The sequence below is a fragment of the Streptomyces sp. NPDC002403 genome (assembly GCF_053593015.1).
The window spans coordinates 1-17,889 of record NZ_JBSFBQ010000062.1; the positions used below are offsets into that span (position 1 = coordinate 1).

16 protein-coding genes and 1 pseudogene are annotated in these 17,889 nt (G+C 69.6%); 8 read left to right on the forward strand and 9 right to left on the reverse strand.

The features are described 5' to 3' along the window. Positions 1-189 (forward strand): hypothetical protein (locus ACWCPY_RS37075; protein WP_451272636.1); only part of this gene is annotated, 189 nt, incomplete at its 5' end. 343 nt (positions 190-532) lie between these two features. On the opposite strand, the pseudogene ACWCPY_RS37080 reads toward ACWCPY_RS37075, so the two are convergent. After that, a pseudogene (locus tag ACWCPY_RS37080) lies at positions 533-634 on the reverse strand (transposase); the annotation flags it as partial. Between the two features lie 103 nt (positions 635-737). On the opposite strand from ACWCPY_RS37080, the gene ACWCPY_RS37085 reads away from it, so the two are divergent. From ACWCPY_RS37085 to ACWCPY_RS37115, 7 genes are all read left to right on the forward strand, one after another. Continuing rightward, entirely contained in the window at positions 738-1,370 is a 633-nt protein-coding gene (locus tag ACWCPY_RS37085; RefSeq protein ID WP_451272638.1) for a hypothetical protein, read from the forward strand. A 566-nt stretch (positions 1,371-1,936) separates the two neighbouring features. Next, a complete protein-coding gene (locus ACWCPY_RS37090) occupies positions 1,937-2,821 on the forward strand; it encodes a CPBP family intramembrane glutamic endopeptidase (protein ID WP_451272640.1) in 885 nt (294 codons plus the stop codon). Between the two features lie 28 nt (positions 2,822-2,849). Beyond that, the gene (locus ACWCPY_RS37095) at positions 2,850-4,079 is read left to right on the forward strand and encodes a sensor histidine kinase (protein WP_451272642.1); all 1,230 of its coding nucleotides are present in this window, start codon (positions 2,850-2,852) and stop codon (positions 4,077-4,079) included. 4 nt (positions 4,080-4,083) lie between these two features. Further along, a complete protein-coding gene (locus tag ACWCPY_RS37100) occupies positions 4,084-4,776 on the forward strand; it encodes a response regulator (protein WP_451272644.1) in 693 nt (230 codons plus the stop codon). A gap of 188 nt (positions 4,777-4,964) precedes the next feature. Beyond that, complete coding sequence (locus ACWCPY_RS37105; protein ID WP_451272646.1) at positions 4,965-5,117, forward strand: hypothetical protein; 153 nt, start codon at positions 4,965-4,967, stop codon at positions 5,115-5,117. 27 nt (positions 5,118-5,144) lie between these two features. Then, positions 5,145-5,279 carry a hypothetical protein gene (locus tag ACWCPY_RS37110; protein WP_451272648.1) on the forward strand — a complete coding sequence of 45 codons (135 nt, stop codon included), beginning with the start codon at positions 5,145-5,147 and terminating at the stop codon, positions 5,277-5,279. Further along, positions 5,276-5,464 carry a hypothetical protein gene (locus ACWCPY_RS37115; RefSeq protein WP_451272650.1) on the forward strand — a complete coding sequence of 63 codons (189 nt, stop codon included), beginning with the start codon at positions 5,276-5,278 and terminating at the stop codon, positions 5,462-5,464. Before ACWCPY_RS37110 ends, ACWCPY_RS37115 begins: the two co-directional genes overlap by 4 nt. A gap of 227 nt (positions 5,465-5,691) precedes the next feature. On the opposite strand, the gene ACWCPY_RS37120 is transcribed toward ACWCPY_RS37115, so the two are convergent. From ACWCPY_RS37120 to ACWCPY_RS37155, 8 genes are all read right to left on the reverse strand, one after another. Then, entirely contained in the window at positions 5,692-8,259 is a 2,568-nt protein-coding gene (locus tag ACWCPY_RS37120; protein WP_451272652.1) for an ABC transporter permease, read from the reverse strand. 49 nt (positions 8,260-8,308) lie between these two features. Then, the gene (locus ACWCPY_RS37125; RefSeq protein WP_451272654.1) at positions 8,309-9,088 is read right to left on the reverse strand and encodes an ABC transporter ATP-binding protein; all 780 of its coding nucleotides are present in this window, start codon (positions 9,086-9,088) and stop codon (positions 8,309-8,311) included. A gap of 315 nt (positions 9,089-9,403) precedes the next feature. Next, complete coding sequence (locus ACWCPY_RS37130) at positions 9,404-10,081, reverse strand: response regulator (RefSeq protein ID WP_451272656.1); 678 nt, start codon at positions 10,079-10,081, stop codon at positions 9,404-9,406. Further along, on the reverse strand, positions 10,078-11,754 hold the full coding sequence (locus tag ACWCPY_RS37135; RefSeq protein WP_451272658.1) for a sensor histidine kinase: 1,677 nt from the start codon (positions 11,752-11,754) through the stop codon (positions 10,078-10,080). The genes ACWCPY_RS37130 and ACWCPY_RS37135 overlap by 4 nt, the downstream gene beginning before the upstream one ends. A gap of 783 nt (positions 11,755-12,537) precedes the next feature. Further along, positions 12,538-14,052: an ABC transporter ATP-binding protein gene (locus ACWCPY_RS37140; RefSeq protein WP_451272660.1), complete on the reverse strand. Its 1,515-nt coding sequence runs from the start codon at positions 14,050-14,052 to the stop codon at positions 12,538-12,540. Further along, a complete protein-coding gene (locus ACWCPY_RS37145; RefSeq protein ID WP_451272662.1) occupies positions 14,049-14,900 on the reverse strand; it encodes an ABC transporter permease in 852 nt (283 codons plus the stop codon). Before ACWCPY_RS37145 ends, ACWCPY_RS37140 begins: the two co-directional genes overlap by 4 nt. Further along, on the reverse strand, positions 14,897-15,925 hold the full coding sequence (locus tag ACWCPY_RS37150) for an ABC transporter permease (protein ID WP_451272664.1): 1,029 nt from the start codon (positions 15,923-15,925) through the stop codon (positions 14,897-14,899). Before ACWCPY_RS37150 ends, ACWCPY_RS37145 begins: the two co-directional genes overlap by 4 nt. Then, on the reverse strand, positions 15,913-17,463 hold the full coding sequence (locus ACWCPY_RS37155; protein ID WP_451272666.1) for an ABC transporter substrate-binding protein: 1,551 nt from the start codon (positions 17,461-17,463) through the stop codon (positions 15,913-15,915). Before ACWCPY_RS37155 ends, ACWCPY_RS37150 begins: the two co-directional genes overlap by 13 nt. Positions 17,464-17,889: the final 426 nt, after the last annotated feature.

Sequence of the window (17,889 nt, forward strand, 5' to 3'; positions counted from 1 at the left end):
GCGGTCTCCGATTGCCTACGAGAACGCCGTCCAAGCAGCAGCAACTACCCTGACCCAAGCCGCATAGACGTGTTCAACATCCGGGGTCAAGGCCCCATTGATCAGTCTCATGACCGGACCGTGCCACGCCTCGGCCGGGCCTACGCCCATTTCACCTGGCAGGATCGTTTCCCCGCCCCGGACGAGTGACTCGGCCCAGCACACGAATTGACCGGCCAGGAACGGCGATCGCCGCAGCGCCACCCCCTGCGGCCCGGACCACCGGCGCCACCGCGCCCGCCCGTCCGCCTCGACGGAGGCACGGCCTCTGCCCTCCCATGCCGCCTCCCACCCAGTACGCCGTCCCGCCAGCGGGAACCGCGAGTCCGCCGTTGCGATCTCCCGGTCCGGCCGGAGCTCGCTGCCACCGCCAACGGATGCTGCCCCTGTTCCTGGCCGCAGCCGGACGCAGCGCCGCAGCTCACCCCGCCGGCGGCGCGGCCGGAACGTTCCGCCAGCTCACGCTCCTGCACAGCACGTAAACGATGCGCATCTCCCACGTTCCGTCCGCCGACCAGCGACGATGCCGCTCGTGCACCGTCTTCCACGGCCCGTTCCGCTCCGGCAGATCGCAGAAACTCGTTCCCGAGCGGAGGTCTGCACCGCTCTCCAGCGGGAGGACACTCATATCAGACGTCTGGGATCCACATGGCAGCCTGCAGTGCGCGTTGTGGATCGGCGGCGCGCAGTGGTCCGGTATGACCACCGTTGCCGAACTCATTGCCAGAAAGTACGGATTGACGATGTACCACTACGACTATCACGACGCCCGCGGCCACCAGGACCGCCGGATCGCGCGTCGTGTCGCCCTGGGTGAGGCCGTGGAAGATCCCACCCCCGACCATGTCTGGTTGGACCAGAACCCGGAGGAGATGGCTGCCGAGACGCTGGCCGGCTTCCAGGTCCGCTTCGAGTGGGCGTTGGACGACCTGCGCGCACTGTTCACCGGCCGGCCGGCGATCGCTGAGGGATGGGGGCTGCGACCGGAGCTGGTCGACTCACTCCGGCGAATGGTCGTCCTCGTCCCTACCGAGGACTTCCGTCAGCACCACTCTGGGCTCTCCCGCGCGCGGGAACTCTCAACATCCGTGTCACTGACCCGGCCCGCTCCCAGGCCAACCGTCTCGCCCGTGACCGGCTGGTCGCCGAGGACGCAGCATAGAACGCCCGCCGCCTCGGCATCCGCGTCATCGAAGTCGACGGGACGCTCGACGCGGTGGCTGTGGCCGCAGAGGTCGCCAAGCATTTCGCCCCTTGCCTTGGCGCGGCGACGGCTGCGTGATCGCTCGGCCCAAGAGGTTTCCGCTGTTGATCGCCAGGACACTGCCTAGGACCGCTATCAGAGCGCAGGTGGTGACGCTGGGCAGGTGCCTGACCAGGACCGGTTGCCGCCTGTGAACCCGTACGGCGAGCGCGACGGCAGTGCCCAGGACCATGCAGGGCGCCAGGATTGGCGCGAAGGTCAGGGCGAGAAACAGAAGGGCATACATGCTCGCCCTGACACCCCCGGACAAGACCGGTTCCATCAATCCGCCTGTGCGTTTTGCTTGGCAACCGCCGCCGACTGGACCGCTCGAACCGCAGCAGGCCAGCTACTGTCCGGGCCAGCGACTGCCAGAGCGTCGGAGCCGGTGACACCGGCCATGCTTCGCATGCAGGACCTCCCACCTCGATCTCGCTGCCGCGGCGGCCATGGTGCCTGGCCCTTGCACGGCGCCTGATCCTTTCTGCCTCGGTTGTGTCTCGCGGCGGAGAGGGCTGAATGGGCAGATGGGCGCGGTGCATCCCCCGTGAGAGCTACAGGAGCTGTCCATCCGCGGGTGATTCGCGGACGTCGGCGGATTCCTAGCGTGGTCGTCAGGTCGCCGCCGGTGCGACCACCACAGGGGAGGCCACCATGGGCACGACGACCACCGCACAGGACGACACGGACTCCGGTCTGGACAAGGACGGCGGCAGGTGGGGCGGCCGTTTCGGCCGGATCGTGCGCTCTCCGCTCGGCTGGATGTTGACGGGCATGGTCGGCGTCGGCCTGGTCTCGGGTCTGACCGCGACGGGCCCCGGTCCGGTGCCGGTGCCGGTGCTGGGCGCGGCCGCCGCGGTGGCCGTGTACTGGGTGGTCATGCGGCGTCTCGCAGGACGCTCCACGCCGGAGATCGCCCGGCAGAGGGCCGGCCGGGAGGTGCTGCTCGGCAGCGCGATCGGTCTCGGGTTCATCCTCGTCTCCGCCCTCCTGATCACTGCGTTCGGGGGCTACTCGTTCTCCTGGGCGGGGGGCGGCTTCGTGTCGGTCGTGTGGTCCGCGGTGATGGTGCAGATCGGTACCGCGGTCACCGAGGAGCTGATGTTCCGCGGCCTTGTTCTCCAGGCTCTGGAACAGGGGTGGGGCAGCCGGGCCGCCATCGTGATCACCGGGCTGCTCTTCGGTGTCGCCCACCTGGGCGGCGCGGGAGCCAGTGTGTGGAGCGCGCTGGCGATCGCTCTGGAGGCGGGCGTCATGCTCGGTGCCGCGTTCCTGTGGCGGCGTAGCATCTGGTTCGTCGCGGGTCTGCATTTCGCCTGGAACACCGCCGAGCAGCTGCTCGGCATCCCGGTCTCCGGACACGCTCCCAAGGGCCTGTTCACCGTCGAGGCGCACGGCTCCGCTCTGCTCACGGGTGGCACCTTCGGTCTGGAGACATCGGTCGTGCCCGTCCTGATCGGCGTGCTGATCACGGTCCCGATGTTCGTCCTTGCCCGCCGGAGCGGCGGTCTGTTGCCCCGGCGGCGGGCCCGGCACTGAGACAGACCGACTGGAGGGAACGGAAGCGATGTTCCATCAAGGGCCCTGGAGCTCTCCGCAGCCTTGGGCAGCGCTCGACTGGTGGGAGGAGCGGGATGCCTTCCTCAAGGACGGCGTCCTCGCCCTGGTGCTCACCGTGCTGGCCTTCGTGCCGACCCTGTCCAACATCGGGGCGCAGATCGGCGACCTGCCCGAGCGGCCGGCGAATGCGCTGAGTATCGGGCTGATCCTCGCCCAGACCATGCCACTCGCGGCTCGCCGCCGTTGGCCCGCGGCCTGTCTGGCCGTGGTCGCCGCCGCGTTCGCCGTGCACCAGACGCTGGGCTTCGCGACGACGTTCGGGAGCGTGGGGCTGTATCTGGCCCTGTACTCGGCCGGGGCCCATCAGGTCCGCTTCCGCCATGGCCTGGCGGCCGGGGCGAGTGCGGGCTACGTCGTCCTGACCGTTGTTCTGCACCACCTCGGCTCACCGCAGGGGATCCTGGACTTTCTCGTGTTCTATCTGGCTCTGGCCGCGGTCTGGCTGGTGGGGGGTACCGTGCGCACGCGACGGGCGCAAGAGGCGGAGCGGCGGCGGCTGGCCGCCGCAGTGGCCACGGCCGCCGAGCGGGCCCGGATCGCCCGCGAGCTGCACGACGTGGTCACCCACCACGTCACGGCCATGGTGGTACAGGCCGACGCGGCGCAGTTCCTGCTCACGTCCGCGCCGGACCGCGCTGGCGAGGGGCTGTCGGCTGTCAGCGACACCGGCCGCCGGGCGCTGACGGAGCTGCGGTACCTGCTCGGCGTCCTGGAGGCGACCGGCGAGTCCGCGACCGCCGATGCGGCGGGCGCGGACCGGGCACCGAGCCTGGGACGCGTGGGAGACCTCGTCGAACAGGCCCGCTGGTCGGGCCAGCCGGTTGAGTTCAGCGAGCGGGGCAAGCGGCGCCCGCAGTCCGTGGACGTGGAGCTGGCCACGTACCGCGTGGTGCAGGAGGCACTCACCAACGCGATGAAGTACGCGGCCGGGCAGCCGACAAGGGTCCTGGTCCGGCACGCCGAGCAGCGCATCGAGATCGGGGTGACCACGGACGGACCTGTCCCCTCCCCGGAGGCCGCACCGGGCACGCGGAAGCCGGGCCTGGCGGGCGGACGAGGGCTGGCCGGGCTGCGCGCACGGGTGCGGACGGTCGATGGTGAACTGGAGGCCGGACCTCGGCCCGACGGCGGGTTCGAGGTCCGCGCCACGATTCCGTCCAAGCCCGTTCAGGAGTGACCCCGTGAGCGATACGCCGCAACAGATCCGCGTGCTCGTCTGCGACGACCAGGCACTGGTGCGCACCGGCTACGTCACCATCTTCTCCGCACAGCCCGACATGGAGGTCGTCGGTCAGGCCGAGAACGGGCACGCGGCGGTCCAGGCCACGCGGCGGCTGCGCCCCGACGTGGTCGTGATGGACATCCGGATGCCCCTGCTCGACGGCATCCAGGCGACCCGGCAACTGGCCGGTCCCGGCGCCGAGGCCCCGCCGAAGGTGCTGGTTGTCACCACGTTCAACGTCGACGCCTACGTCTACGACGCCCTGCGCGCCGGAGCCAGCGGCTTCCTCCTCAAGGACGCACCCCCGGTGGAACTGGTGAACGGTATCCGGACGGTTGCCCGGGGCGAGGCGCTACTGGCGCCGGCAGTCACCCGCCACCTCATCGGCCACTTCGCTGAACACCTGTGCCCGGCCGAGACCTCCCGGCCGGCCAGGGAGGACGTAGTTCACGCGCTGACACCTCGCGAACTGGAGGTGCTCCGGCAGATCGCCGAGGGGCTGTCGAACGCAGAGATCGCCACGGAGCTGTTCATCACGCCCGAGACGGTCAAGACCTACGTGTCGCGGATCCTGGCCAAACTCGGCCTGCGCGACCGGGTCCAGGCTGTCGTCCTCGCGTACCGGGTCGGGCTCGTGTCCGGCACGCCGTGAACCACAGCCGCACGCGAGCGTCGGCGCCGGTGTCTCAGATTTCGTCTCAGATTTCGTCGCGGATTCGTGAGCCCGTCGGCTGCCCTCACTCGCACGAGTGAATGATCAGGCGAATCCGTCGGCGCCGGGAGCTCTGATCCATAGGGTCGCTCTGTCTTGTTCCGGATGAAGGAAGTTGAGGGGGGATCATGGCTGACGGCCACGTGATCGTTCCCGGCGAGCGCGGCCGTAGGGGCAAGACCCAGGTGCTGAAGCGCGATGCGTACGGCGTCAGCGCGCTGGACGACAACGACTTCATCGGCTCGGTGGCCCTCCGAAAGGGGTGGCCGGTCACGTTGTAAGAGCACTCGAAGTCAGGTGGCCGCAGCATGCCGCTCACCGAGACGGGTAGCGCCGACGATGACTTCGACAGCATCACGTTCTCCGTGGCCGCCTCCGACCCGGAGACGGCCGGCTTGCGCCGTTTCTTCACTGCGCTGAACACCAGGGAGTTTCTTCCATGACCACGCTTGTCACCGCTGAGATCGGCCCCTTCAAGCTGACCGGGGGCAGCGGAGAGAAGCTGGATGCCGATCTCACTCTCTCCGTGGAGATCGAGCCGGGGAAAATCAAGACGTTCCCCGCCGGGGAAAATACGACCAGGAACTTCGAAAGTGAAGACATCAAGTTCACGGCGCTGCATTTCTGACAGACGCTTCACGGAGTGAGGCGTTCCGGCCCGGGCCGCCCGTTTCGGCGCGATCTCGTCGGGCCCGTGGCCGGCACGGTATCTTCGGCGGCCGTACCCAGGCCCACCGTCGTCTCGTCGCGCTGTTGACGTTCACCTGCACACCGGAACCTTGGTCAAAACGCACGGGAGGAGCGATGGAGTGTCGCCCCTCCCGCGCGTTTGTGGTGGCGGTGCCGGCCGTCTTCCTACACCTGTGTGACCGCTTCGAGCGGGCTGAGTGCTGCGGCCCGTCGGGCGGGCAGGGTGGCGGCGGCCGTGCTGACGGCGAGGGAGAGCAGGACCACGAGGGCGAGGGTGGGCCAGGGGAGGGAGAAGGAGTACTGGGGGATCGCGCCGTTGGCCAGTCCGCTGACCTTCCACGCCCCGAAGAGTCCGGCGGCCAACCCGAGCAGGGTGCCGAAGGCGGCGACGTAGATGGCTTCCAGGCGGATCATGCGTCGGATTCCGGCGCGGTCCATGCCGATGGCGCGCAGGACGCCGATCTCACGGGTTCGCTCCGAGACTGACATGGCAAGGGTGTTGACCAGGCCGAGCGCGGAGATCAGTACGCCGATGGCGAGCAGCCCGAACATCAGGGTCAGCAGGTCGCCGGCGACGCCGGCCTGCTCCTGGACGAGCTGGGCGCGGCTTTGGACCTCCAGCAGCGGGCTGTCGCTCACGGCGGCGCGCAGGCGCTTCTCCAGGTCGTTGGAGACCGTGCCGTCGGTGGTGCGGACCAGGATGCGCTGCACGGAATCGCGCAGAAAGGTGTACTTCTGCACGTCGGCGCGGTAGCCGAGGACGTCGTGGGCGTTGGGGTTGTCCTCGTAGACGCCGACGACGGTGTGGGGCTCGTCGCGGTCGCCGGCTCCGGGGCCGATGTTCGCCTTGATCTGCTCGCCGGTGGTGACGTGGTGGTCGCGGGCGAAGCTGTGGGAGACGGCGACCTTGCCGGGGCCGAGGTCCTTGGCGGAGCCGCTGAGGAAGTGAAGCTTCATCACGTCGTCGACGGTCTTCGGGTCGACCCCGGAGATCCTCTTGACGAGGGGGCCGGCGGAGATGGTGGAGTCCGCCACGGCGGAGGCGGTCCGCACCCCGGGCACGTTGGCGACCCGCTGGACGGCGGCGGAGTCGATGGCGGTGGTGGTGTTGCGGGTGCTGATGACGTAGTCGGCGCTCAGTCCGGCGGCGGCCTGGACATCCAGGGCCTGACTCGTGGAATGGTTGATGACGGCGAGACCGGAGACCAGCGCCGTACTGATCATCAGGGCAACGGCGGTGGCGGCGGTGCGGCGCGGATCGCGCAGGGTGTTCTCACGGGCGAGGTCGCCTACGACGCCGAAGCCGGTGGTGAGCCGGTCGATCAGGCGGATTACCGGACCGGCGAGCAGCGGGGCCAGCACGATCAGACCGGTCACGAGGATGCCGCATCCGAACATCGCGGTCTGTAGATTGTCGTCGTCGGCACTCGTCGCGTCGCTCAGCGAGAAGAGCAGGCCCGCGCCCAGAACGACCATGAACAGGCCGACCGCGCCGCGGACGCGGGAGACCATGGCGGACGGCGGCTGCTCGGCCGTGCGCATCGCCTCGATGGGAGCGATCCGCGCCGCGCGGCGCGACGGCAGCCAGGCGGCGAGCACGGTGACGCCGACGCCTACGACGAGCGGGGCGAGGATCGCGGCCGGGCCGATCACCAGCGGCCCGTTGGGCAGCAGGTCGCCGGAAGTGTCCAGCACGTTCGGCAGTACCGTGGCCACGCCCAGGCCCAGCACGAAGCCGAGCGCGGACGCGGCGAGACCGACCAGGGCCGCCTCGGCAAGGACCGAGTGGACCACCTGGTTGCGGGTGGCGCCGATCGCCCGAAGCAGCGCGATCTCGCGGGTTCGGCGTGTCACGAGCATGGTGAAGGTGTTGATGATGAGGAACGTGCTGATGGACAGCGAGACCACGGCGAAGAGCAGCGGAAGGCGTTCGTAGCTCTTGGTCTTGCCCGCGATGAAAACGGACTGCTGATTGGCCTGGGCGATACCGGTGGTGGCCTCGGCCCGGTCGGCCGGCAGCACAGCACTGACCCGGTTGGCCAGCTCGAACTGGTCGGTGCCCGGTGCGGCGGTCAGGTCGATCCCGTCGTAGTGCCCCGGGGTGGCGAACAGCTTCTGGGCGGTGGTCTTGTCGAACACCGCCAGGGTGCCGCCGGCGTTCACCCGGCTGTCCGTGGTGGACACCAGGCCCACCAGGCGTGGTTTCAGGACCGGTCCGTCCGTGGCGAGGGTCACGGTGTCGCCGAGGGAGTAGCCGGCGGCCGCCGCGGTCCCGCGGTCCAGCGCGACCTCAACACTGTCGCGAGGGGCGCGGCCAGACGTGAGCGGGTAGCGGCTGTCTGTGCCGTCGGAACCCGGAACGTAGGCGACGCCGAAACGTCCCATCATGTTGTCGGCCCGCATCGGTGTGCCGTCCTTGGCGGCCAGGGTGACCGACCCGTTGGCCATCGGGCGGACGGAGGCGACACCAGCAACGGCGGACAGCTTGCGCACCAGGGCGTCGTCCAGGGCCCCGTACTGATCGTCGATGGAGGCGCCCGGAGCGGATTTCGGACTCACGCTCACGGCGATGTCCGCGTAGTTCTTGGACATGGCGGCGCGGTAGGCGGCGGTGGTGGAGTCGGCGAAGACCAGGGAGCCGGAGATGAACGCGACACCGAGACAGACCGAGAGCACGGTCATGACCAGACGGGTCTTGTGCGCGAGAACGTTGTGCAGGGCTGTTCGCAGCATGGCGGGCTTTCGAAAGTATGGGAGGGAAACGGCGGGCTGGTGAGGGCGGTCAGCGGGTGCGGCGGCCCTGGGACTCGAACGCGAGCATCCGGTCGAGCACGGCGTCGGCGGTCGGGGTGTGCAACTCGTCCATGAGCCGGCCGTCGGCGAGGAAGACCACGCGGTCGGCGTGCGCGGCGGCGACCGGGTCGTGGGTCACCATCACCACGGTCTGGCCCAGTTCCCGCACCGAATCGCGCAGGAAACCCAGCACCTCCGCGCCGGAACGGGAGTCGAGATTGCCGGTCGGCTCATCGGCGAACACGATCTCCGGACGGGACACCAGGGCGCGGGCGACGGCAACGCGCTGCTGCTGGCCGCCGGAGAGCTGGGCCGGACGGTGTGCGAGGCGCCCGGCCAGCCCCACGGTGGCGACGACGACAGCCAGCCACTCGGCGTCGGGCTGCTGGCCGGCGAGGCGCAGCGGCAGCGTCATGTTCTCCAGCGCGGTCAAGGTGGGCAGCAGGTTGAAGCCCTGGAAGACGAATCCGACCTTCTCCCGACGCAGTTCGGTGAGCTGACGGTCATTCAGGCGGGCAAGTTCGACACCGCCGATCCGGGCGGAACCCGAGGTGACCGGGTCAAGGCCCGCCATGCAGTGCATCAGCGTCGACTTGCCGGATCCCGACGGACCCATGACCGCGGTGAACCGTGCCCGCCCGAACTGCACGGACACCGAGTCCAACGCGGTGACCTGGGTCTCGCCCTTCCCGTACACCTTGGTCAGGCCCGTGGCACGGGCGGCCGGTTCGGTGTCAAGAGCACCGAGGGAAACAAACTTCTGCGACATGAGGACTCCGCCTGGGGAACGACGGCCCACGAGCATCCCGCGGGCCAGAGGGGCATTCCCATCCTCAAAGCTCTCACCTGCACAAACATCGCCCCAGAGGCGGTAGTTGCGGTCCATCGAAGGGCAGAGACGAGCTGCCCGTCCCTGCCCTTCGACAGACCTTCACCGACTCATCTCTGCCTTTGGCCGGACCCGCGGTGTTGGCCGGACCTACGACGGGCGGCACGGCCGGGGCCCCGGGGACGTGGACGGCGCACCTGGCCCACCGAATGAGTCCCTCACGTGGGCCATGCGGGTACGCGGAATGGTCCGGGGTCAGGGGCGCAGGCCGGCGCGATGCGCCAGGAGGGCCGCCTGCACCCGGCTCGTCGATCCGGTCTTCTCCAGGATCGCGCTCACATGCGTCTTCACCGTGCCGATGCCTATGCCCAGCCGCTCCGCGATGCCCTGGTTCGACAACCCCTCACCGAGCATCGCCAGCACCTCCCGCTCACGCACGGTCAGCCAGGCGATCCGCTCGTCCTGCAGGGCCACGCCGTCGGCGTCCGAGATGCCGCCGCACAGCATCCGGGCGATCACCGCTCCGGTGACCCCGGGGGAAAGCACCGCGTCACCGGCCGCCGCCGCTCGGACCGCACTGATCAGCTCCTGCGGCCCCTCGTCCTTCAGCAAGAACCCCGAGGCTCCGTCCCGCAGCGCCCGCAGCACGTTCCCCTCGTCACCGAAAGTCGTCAGCATCACCACGCGCGGCGCCGGGTCGAGCGCGAGCAGCGGCCGGATCGCGGCCAGCCCGTCGCACCCGGGCATCCGAATGTCCACCAGCGCCACATCCGGGCGGTGCGCGGCGGCCTCCTCCACCGCCCGGTGCCCGTTGGCGGCTTCGGCGACCACGTCGATGCCGTCGGCGTGCCGCAGAATCAACCGCACCCCGTGCCGGATCATCGCCTCGTCGTCGGCGAGCAGGACACGGATCGGCCGGGTGGGCTCGGTCATGGGGTCTCCCAGGGTGGGGTGTCCCGTACGGACGGGACGCTGAAACGGTCGATGGAGATGAGACGTTGTGAAGTGTTGAAGCAGTACCGGGTGATGTCGAAGGCGCCGGGCCGCGGGCCGGGGCCGGCGGGCGGGTAGACGCAGCCCAGCGTGTCGGCGGGCCGCGGCGGTTCGTGCCCGGTGGCCGCAGCGCGCACGGCCGGGCTGTCGAAGACCCCCTTCAACTCCTGGTACGTCATTCCCAGACGCGGCTCCACAGGCCGGTCCAAGTGCCTCGGCTGGGCGTACACCAGGGCGATCGCGAGCGTCATCAGCACCCACAGCGCCACCGCCCCGAGGGCGAGCGTGAGCGCCCCGGCCGTCCGCGGCTCACGCGACGGCGCCGCCCCATCGTCGATCGAGGCCGACGGGGAGGCCTCCGCGCCGCCCCCGGACGGTTTCCAGACGACCGCGTCGTCCGGTTGCGCCGGGATGTCCGCGACCACCTGGAACCTGCCGGGCGGCAGGGCACCGGCCTCAAAGGTGCCGCCGAGCAGTTCGACCCGCTCGCGCAGGCCCGTCAGGCCGCGCCCCGTCCCGGTCTCGGACGGTGTGCCGGCCGAAGCGGGGGACGCACCGTTGCGGACCGTCACCCGCACGGTCCGGTCGTCCTGCTCGACCCGTACGGTGACATGGGCGGCCGATGCGTACCGGTGCACGTTCGTCAGGGCCTCCCGCACCACCCGGTGCACCGCGCGCCGCACCCGCGCCGGGCATGCGTCGAGGTCGGGGCCGCTCCATTCCAGCCGCACGGCGATCCCGCCACCGCGGGACTCCGCGACCAGTGCCTCGACGTCGGCCCGGGTGCCGGTGACGTCGGTGAGCGAGTCCGGGCCGGTGTCCCGACCGAGCGGCCCGAGGACCCCGAGCGCCTGCCGCAGTTCGCGCATCGCCTCCCGGGTGGTCCGCCGTACCAGGACTGCCTCCTCGCGCAGCTCCGGCGCGGCCTGATCGAGGGCGAGTTCCAGACCGCCGGCGTGCAGCGAGATGAGACTGAGCCGGTGGCCCACCAGGTCATGCATCTCGGCAGCGATCCGGGACCGCTCATGGGTACGGGCCTCCCTGTCGGCGAACCGGCGGGCCCGCTCGGCCGCGTCGCCGCGCTCGCGCAGCGCCTGCAGCAAACGGGCCTGCTGCCCATACACCGTACCGACCAAGCCGGGAACGACCACGGCGGTCACCGCCAGAACCAACCCGAGCTCCAGGCCGTAAACGGCCGAGCCGGGGCCGCACGAGGGGCCGGTCGCGGTCCCGGATGCAATGATCAGTAGGCTCGCGCCGCCCAGCAGCCGGACCCGGTGGCGCGGCAGAACCGTGTCGAGCGCCACTGTGTACACGATGGCCGCCATCACCGGGCCGACAACGGTCGCCGCCCCGGCAAGCACGGCGAGGACCAGGAGCACGGCCTCGGGCCAGCGCCGCCGCAACGGGAAGAGCACCACGGCGACCGCAACCACGCACAGCTGGAAAACGGGGTGCGGCAGATTCCACAGCCGCTGGGCGACCACGAACAGACACAAGGCGGCGAGGGCCACACCGGCCGTCTCCACGATGTCCCGGCCAGCCCCTCCCGGACGCGCTGGGGTGTCCGGCACGGGGCGGGCGGAACGACGGAAACGGCTGATGAGGGGCACGCCATCCAGTATTGGTCGCCACGGGCGCGCGGGCGTGGGCCTCAGGACCGATCCAGCACTCTGTCTTTCGGTAGAGCCCAGCCCATGCCGTGCCGTGGGCACAGGGCGGCAACTCCCATGCGCCCGGACTAAGGTTCGCTCGCCGATCTGGGCCTCGCGGGGGGCTGACCCTGCTCGCGGTGCTGCTCTTCAATCGCTTCTTGCGCAGCTTCCTGCAGCGGAGGACCTCCAGGCGCTCGCGCTGTCCGTCCGTCAGGGCCTCCCAGACCTCGGGCTTCCGCTGCTTGGCCAGCCATTTCCCGATGTCCATCCCCTTGTCACCCAGCGTGGCCCCACCACAGAAGCTGAGCCAGAACCAAGACTGGTCTCCATTGAATGCGGCCCGACCGTAGGTGAGTTTGGACCGGTCAGCCGGGGGTTGCGTTGCTTACCTCTGGCTGCCTGATTGTGTGGCCCGACACCGGAACTCCGCAGCGTCAAGCGCTCGCGAAGCCTGTCCGGCAGGCTCAGGTCAGGAATCCGGGCCGGCCGCGATGGCATAGCTGATCTCGGCGGCTGCGTCGGCAACGCTCGCCAGGGATGCCTTGTCGTTCAAGGCCGTGACCACGTCCTGAGTCAGTGGGTGGAGGGCATACACGTGGCACACCGCGTCGATGTCGATCGGGACCCCGTGGTAGTCCTCGGCGAACTTCTGGAATGCCTCCGGCGATTAGAGCTGTCGGTAGTTGTGGCAGCGGGTTTTGGTGTCTGCCGCTGTGGTGTCCGGGCAGGAATCACGGGTGATCAGGTCGGTACGTGTGCCGTGGTGGAGCCGTGTGCGGTGAGCTGTCCGGCTTCCAGGATGTGCACGGTGTCGGTGTAGGCGGCGACCAGGTGTGTCTCGTGGCTGACGAGGGTGATGGCCATGTTGTGTTCGGCGCGCAGGTGTTGCAGGAGTTCCATGATGGCGATGGCGGTGCCGGGATCGAGCGCGGAGGTGATCTCGTCGCAGAGTAGGAAGTCGGGGTTGGCGGTGAGGGCGCGGGCGATGGAGACGCGCTGGCGCTGTCCGCCGGAGAGTTCGTGAGGGTAGCGGTGGATGAAGTCGGCGGGGAGGTCGACCTGGTCGAGGAGTTCGGTGATCCGGTCTGCGGTCTGGGCTTTGGTCAGCTGGGTGTGGCGGCGCAGGGAGCGGGTCAGGGCCGCGCCTATGGTGCGGGACGGGTTGAGCGCGGCGAGCGGGTTCTGCGGGACCAGCTGGATGCGCCGGTGGTGTTCGCGACGGCGCTTGCGGGCTGTATGGGCCAGCGGGCTGCCGTCAAGGACGAGGGATCCGGTGTCGGGCCGCTGCAGGCCGGCGAGGACGCGCAGCAGGGTGGTCTTGCCGGATCCGGAGGGTCCGATGATTGCGGTCGCCGAGCTGGGGGGTGCGAAGAAGTCGACCTTGTCGAGTGCAGGTTTGGCTGTGCCTCGGCTGCGGAAGGTCACGCTGACGGACCGCGCTGTGATCCCGTCCGTGGCGGTTTCTGTGGATTCTGCTTTCTGCTGCGGGCGTGGTGTGCGTTGCCGGGGAAGGCATGGTTGTGCAGTGGTGAGCTGTACGACGTGGTCGGCGCAGGTTTCGACGAGTTGGGGGTCGTGGCAGGCCATGACGATGGCGAGGCCGCGCGAGGTGGCCAGGTAGCGCAGCAGGCTGGCGATGTCGTCGCGCAGGGCCTCGTCGAGTCCCGCGGTCGGTTCGTCGAGGAGCAGTAGCTCGGGGGTGCGGGAGAGGGCGCGGGCGAGAGCGACGCGGCGCTGCTGGCCGCCGGAGATCGTGGTGGGTCTGCGGTCGGGGAATCCGCCGTCCGTGGGCAGCTTGCATTCACGCAGCAGGTCCAGCACGGCCTGTTCGTTGGCGGTTTGGGCGGTTTCTGCGACGAGATGGCGGATCTTCATCCGGGGGTTGAGCGCTGAGCCGGGGTCCTGGCCGACGTAGGCGACCTGGGTGCGGCGCATGGTCTGTAGTGCCGTCGTGTCAAGGCTGGGGACGTGGTGGCCCAGGACGTTGAACGCGGTGCAGTGGGTGGTCGCTTGAGCGGGCGGGTGGCCGATCAGGGTGCGCAGCAGGGTGGTCTTGCCGGATCCGGAGGCCCCGGTCAGGGCGGTGATCTCGCCGGCCCGGACGGTCAGGCTGGTGGGCTGAAGCAGAACGGGTCCGTCGGGGATCCGGATGCTGAGATCGGTCACCGTCACCACTGTCGCGGATGCGCTGTCCTTGCCGGCCGGCGCAGGGGCGGGGGTCTCGTTGGTGGTGGGCGAGGGCAGGGGGGTGTTCACGGGGTGGTCACCGCCTTGCGTGCGGAGCGGGGAGCGAGGGAGGTGGCGGCCAGGTTGACGCTGATGGCGAGGGCGGCGATGGCCAGGCTGGGGGCTAGGACCGCCCATGGGTTGAGGAGGATGCCCGAGGAGTTCTCCCGGATCATCAAAGCCCAGTCCGCGGCAGGTGACTGGGGGCCGATCTGTAGGAATCCGGCCATGGAGATGACGTAGACGGCTTCGACGAAGCGCAGGCCGAACAGCGCCAGGATGGTGGAGCGCAGGTTCGGCAGGAGTTCGCGGGTGGCGGTGTAGGTGAGGGATTCCCCGCTGGCGAGGGCGGCTTCGACGTACCCGGCTCCGGCGAGGGGAGCGGCTGCGCTGGCGACGATGCGGACGGCGTAAGGGGTGCCCAGGATGATGGCGGCGCTGATGACGGCCCATCGCCCGCCGCCGGGCCAGGCCAGCGCGATGAGCATGATGCCGAGGATCGGCGGGAGCAGGATGAAGACGTCGGCGGTGCGTTCCACGGCCCTCCCCACGGCCGGGTGCAGGACGGCGAAGCAGCCCGCCAGCGCGGCGAGCGCGGTGACGACGGCGGCGACCAGGAGGGCGCTGCCGATCAGGGCGGTTCCGCCGTGGAGGAGCCTGCTGAGGACGTCGCGGCCGAGCTGGTCCCCACCCAGTGGTGCTCCGTCGCCGGCGGTGGCGAAGGGAGCGGTGACCGGTGTGTCGAGGGGGTGCGCGGCAAGGAACGGGCCGGTGAGGGCGAGCAGGACCAGCAGGGCGCCTGGGACCAGACGGCGGATCACCCGTCCGCGGCCCGCGGAGCTCCTCGGGGCACGCGCTGGGGTGAGGGCGGTGCTCATGCGTGACTCCCCAGAACTCGGGCGCGGACGAGGTTGGCGGCCAGCAGGACCAGGCTGATGGCAGCACCGGCGCAGACGACGACTCCGGCGATGAGCGGGGTGTCGCGGGTGGATACGGCGCTGGCGAGCACGCTGCCGATGCCGGGGTAGTTGAAGAGCGTTTCCACGACCACTGTGCCGCCCAGGAGCATGCCGGTGGAGGTGGCGAGGCCGGTGGCGATGGCCGGGACGGCGCCGGGCAGGGCGTGGCGCCAGATGACGCGGCGCACCGGCAGGCCGTCCAGGTGGGCGGCCTCGACGTGCGGTGTGGCCGCCTGGTCGGCGAGAGCGCCGCGCACGATGGTGGTGTTCCATCCGGTCTGCGGGATGATCAGGGCGAGGACCGGCATGATCAGCATGGTCCACGTGGCCGGCCTGCCGTCGGCCCCGGCCACGGTCACCGCGGGCAGCCAGCCGGTCCACAGGGAGAGCAACATCAGCAGGCCGACGGAGACGACGAATTCGGGTATGGCGAATGCCGAGGTAGAGGCATGGCCGATGACCCGGTCGGTGAGCTTGCCGGGGCGGGCGGCGGCCCAGCACCCCAGAGCCAGAGACGCCACCGCTGTCAGGACGAAGGCAAGGGCTGCGAGCAGCAGCGTGTTGGGAAACGGGTCGGCCAGCATCTGCGTGACCTTCTCGCCTCGGGCGCTGATACCAAGGTCTCCGGTGAACAGCCCCGTCATCCAATCCCAGAAGCGTTCCCACACCGGTCGGTCAAGTCCCAGCAGGTGGCGGCGGGCCGCGATGTCGGCGGCGCTCTCGCCGCGTTCGGAGGTCGCGGTGGCGGCGTCTCCGGGAAGCAGCTCGACGGCGGTGAACACCAGGGCGAGCAGGATGACCAGCATGAGGACCCGCCGCCCCACGGCCGCGGCCAGGCGGCCGAGGAGCGGGATCGGCAGCGGGCGGCGTCGCGCGGTGGCCTCCCCTGTGCCGGCAGGATCGGCCACCGCGCTGTCCTTGGGCGTGTGGCTCAACTCAGCCACGCGTTCTCCAGCTGGACGCGGCCGTAGCCGGGCAGCTTCGGCAGGTCCTGGACCTTCGCAGCGGCCAGGTCGACACCGTCGGCCATGCCCCACAGCAGGTAGCCGGAGCGGTCGTACTCGATCTGCTGCAGTTCGTGCAGGGCCTTGGCCCGCGCCTGTTCGTCCGTGGTGCCGATGGCCTTGCGGTAGGTGGCGTCGAACTCCTTGTCGTCGAAGCCCGATTCGTTCTGGCCGGCGCCGCTGAGCAGGGTCTTGGACGCGAAGAACAGCACCGAGTCGTTGGTGCCCCAGTAGTTCGTGTAGAGGTCGCCCTTGAGCCAGGTCTTCTCGTAGAACGTTCCCGACTCCTGCTTGACCACCTTGATCTTGATGCCGGCCTCACGCGCCTGCGAAGCGAACAGGGTCGCGGAGTCGGCGATGCCGGAGACGTCTTCGGTGGTGTACAGCTCGTAGGTCTTGGACAGGTCGAACTTGGCCTCGGTGAGGAGCCGCTTGGCCTTGGCCAGGTCGCGCTTGCGCTGCGGGATGTCCTTGGCGTAGTCGGGATCGCCGGTGCCCATGATGTCGTTGGCGACGTTTCCGTATCCGGAGAGGGCCTGCTTGACCATTGCCTCGCGGTCCACGACCAGGCGCATGGCTTCCCGCACCCGCGGGTCGGCGAACGGGCCGTCGGCAGTGCGCATGACGATGGGCATCGACATGTCGTCGGGGCGGCGGACGACCTGGAGGTCCTTGCGGGACTCCGCGGTGAGCGCGGCGACCGGACCGGCGTTGGAGGCGACGTCGATCTGCCCGGCGAACAGGGCGTTGGCCATGGCCTGCGGCGTCTCGAACATGGTCACCTCGATCGCGTCGAGGTAGACGGTGCCGCCGTACCATTTGTCGTTGCGCACCAGACGAGCGTTGCCGTTGCGATACCAGTCCAGCTTGAACGGGCCGGTTCCGGGCGCCTTCGCCACCGCCTTGTCCGGCGTGTCCTTCTTCATGATGAACGTGGCAAAGCGCGTCATGAGGGGGAAATCTGCGTTGGCGTACTCGGAGACGACCGCCACCGTGTCGGTGCCCTCGGCCGTGATGCTGTCGGCGTTCTTCACTCCGGGCAGGCGGGCTGCGCCCGCTGGCGTGTTGCGCAGTCGGCGCAGTGACCAGGCCACGTCGTCGGCGGTGACCGGAGTGCCGTCATGGAAGGCGGCGTCCTTGGCTACCTTGAAGCGCCATGTCTTCAGGTCTGCCGAAGGCTCCCACGAAGCCAGCCGGGGCACGGTGTTGGAATTGGCGCCCGGGACAGCGAGCGTGTCGAAGGTGAGCGCGAGGATCAGGTAGTCGCTCTCATTGGCCTGCGTGCCATGCGGGTCGCGGGTGATGGCGCCGGCCCGGCCGAGCGCGCCGATGCGCAGGGTGCCGCCTTTTCGGGGCTTGCCGCCCTTGCCGGAGGAGCCGGTCGCGGTGTTACCGCTGCCCGAGGAGCACGCCGCCAGCAGCGCGGCCGTCCCTATCGCCCCGCCGGCCAACAGCATCTGACGCCTGTTGATGTCCACCTACGTCCTCGCTCCATGTTTCGCAACCCAAAGGTACCTTAGGTTTGCCTATCCTAACGATGATAATTCCGTAGGGGAGGGCAGGGTGGCTCACGCGCGAGATCGTGCACTCATTTCATCGGCCGATCCCGCCTCGACGGGTTTCATTCCGGAAGCCGTACAACCCGCAGAGGTGAGCCAATTAGCCCTGTGTGACCGATAGTTGGCAATCGCCGCCCGCTGTACACCGGCGTCATCACCTGTCATCCCCGCATGGAACGGATCTTCTCGAAAGAGCACGGCGGCTGCACCTGTCCAGCGGCGGCTCCGCCGACAGCGTGATCCACGAGGTGCTGCCCCGCCTGCCGTCGCTACCACCTGGGACAGCTATGGTCGCCCTGACTCAATGACGGCGGGGAGCAGCACATGGACACCACCGTGTTCAAC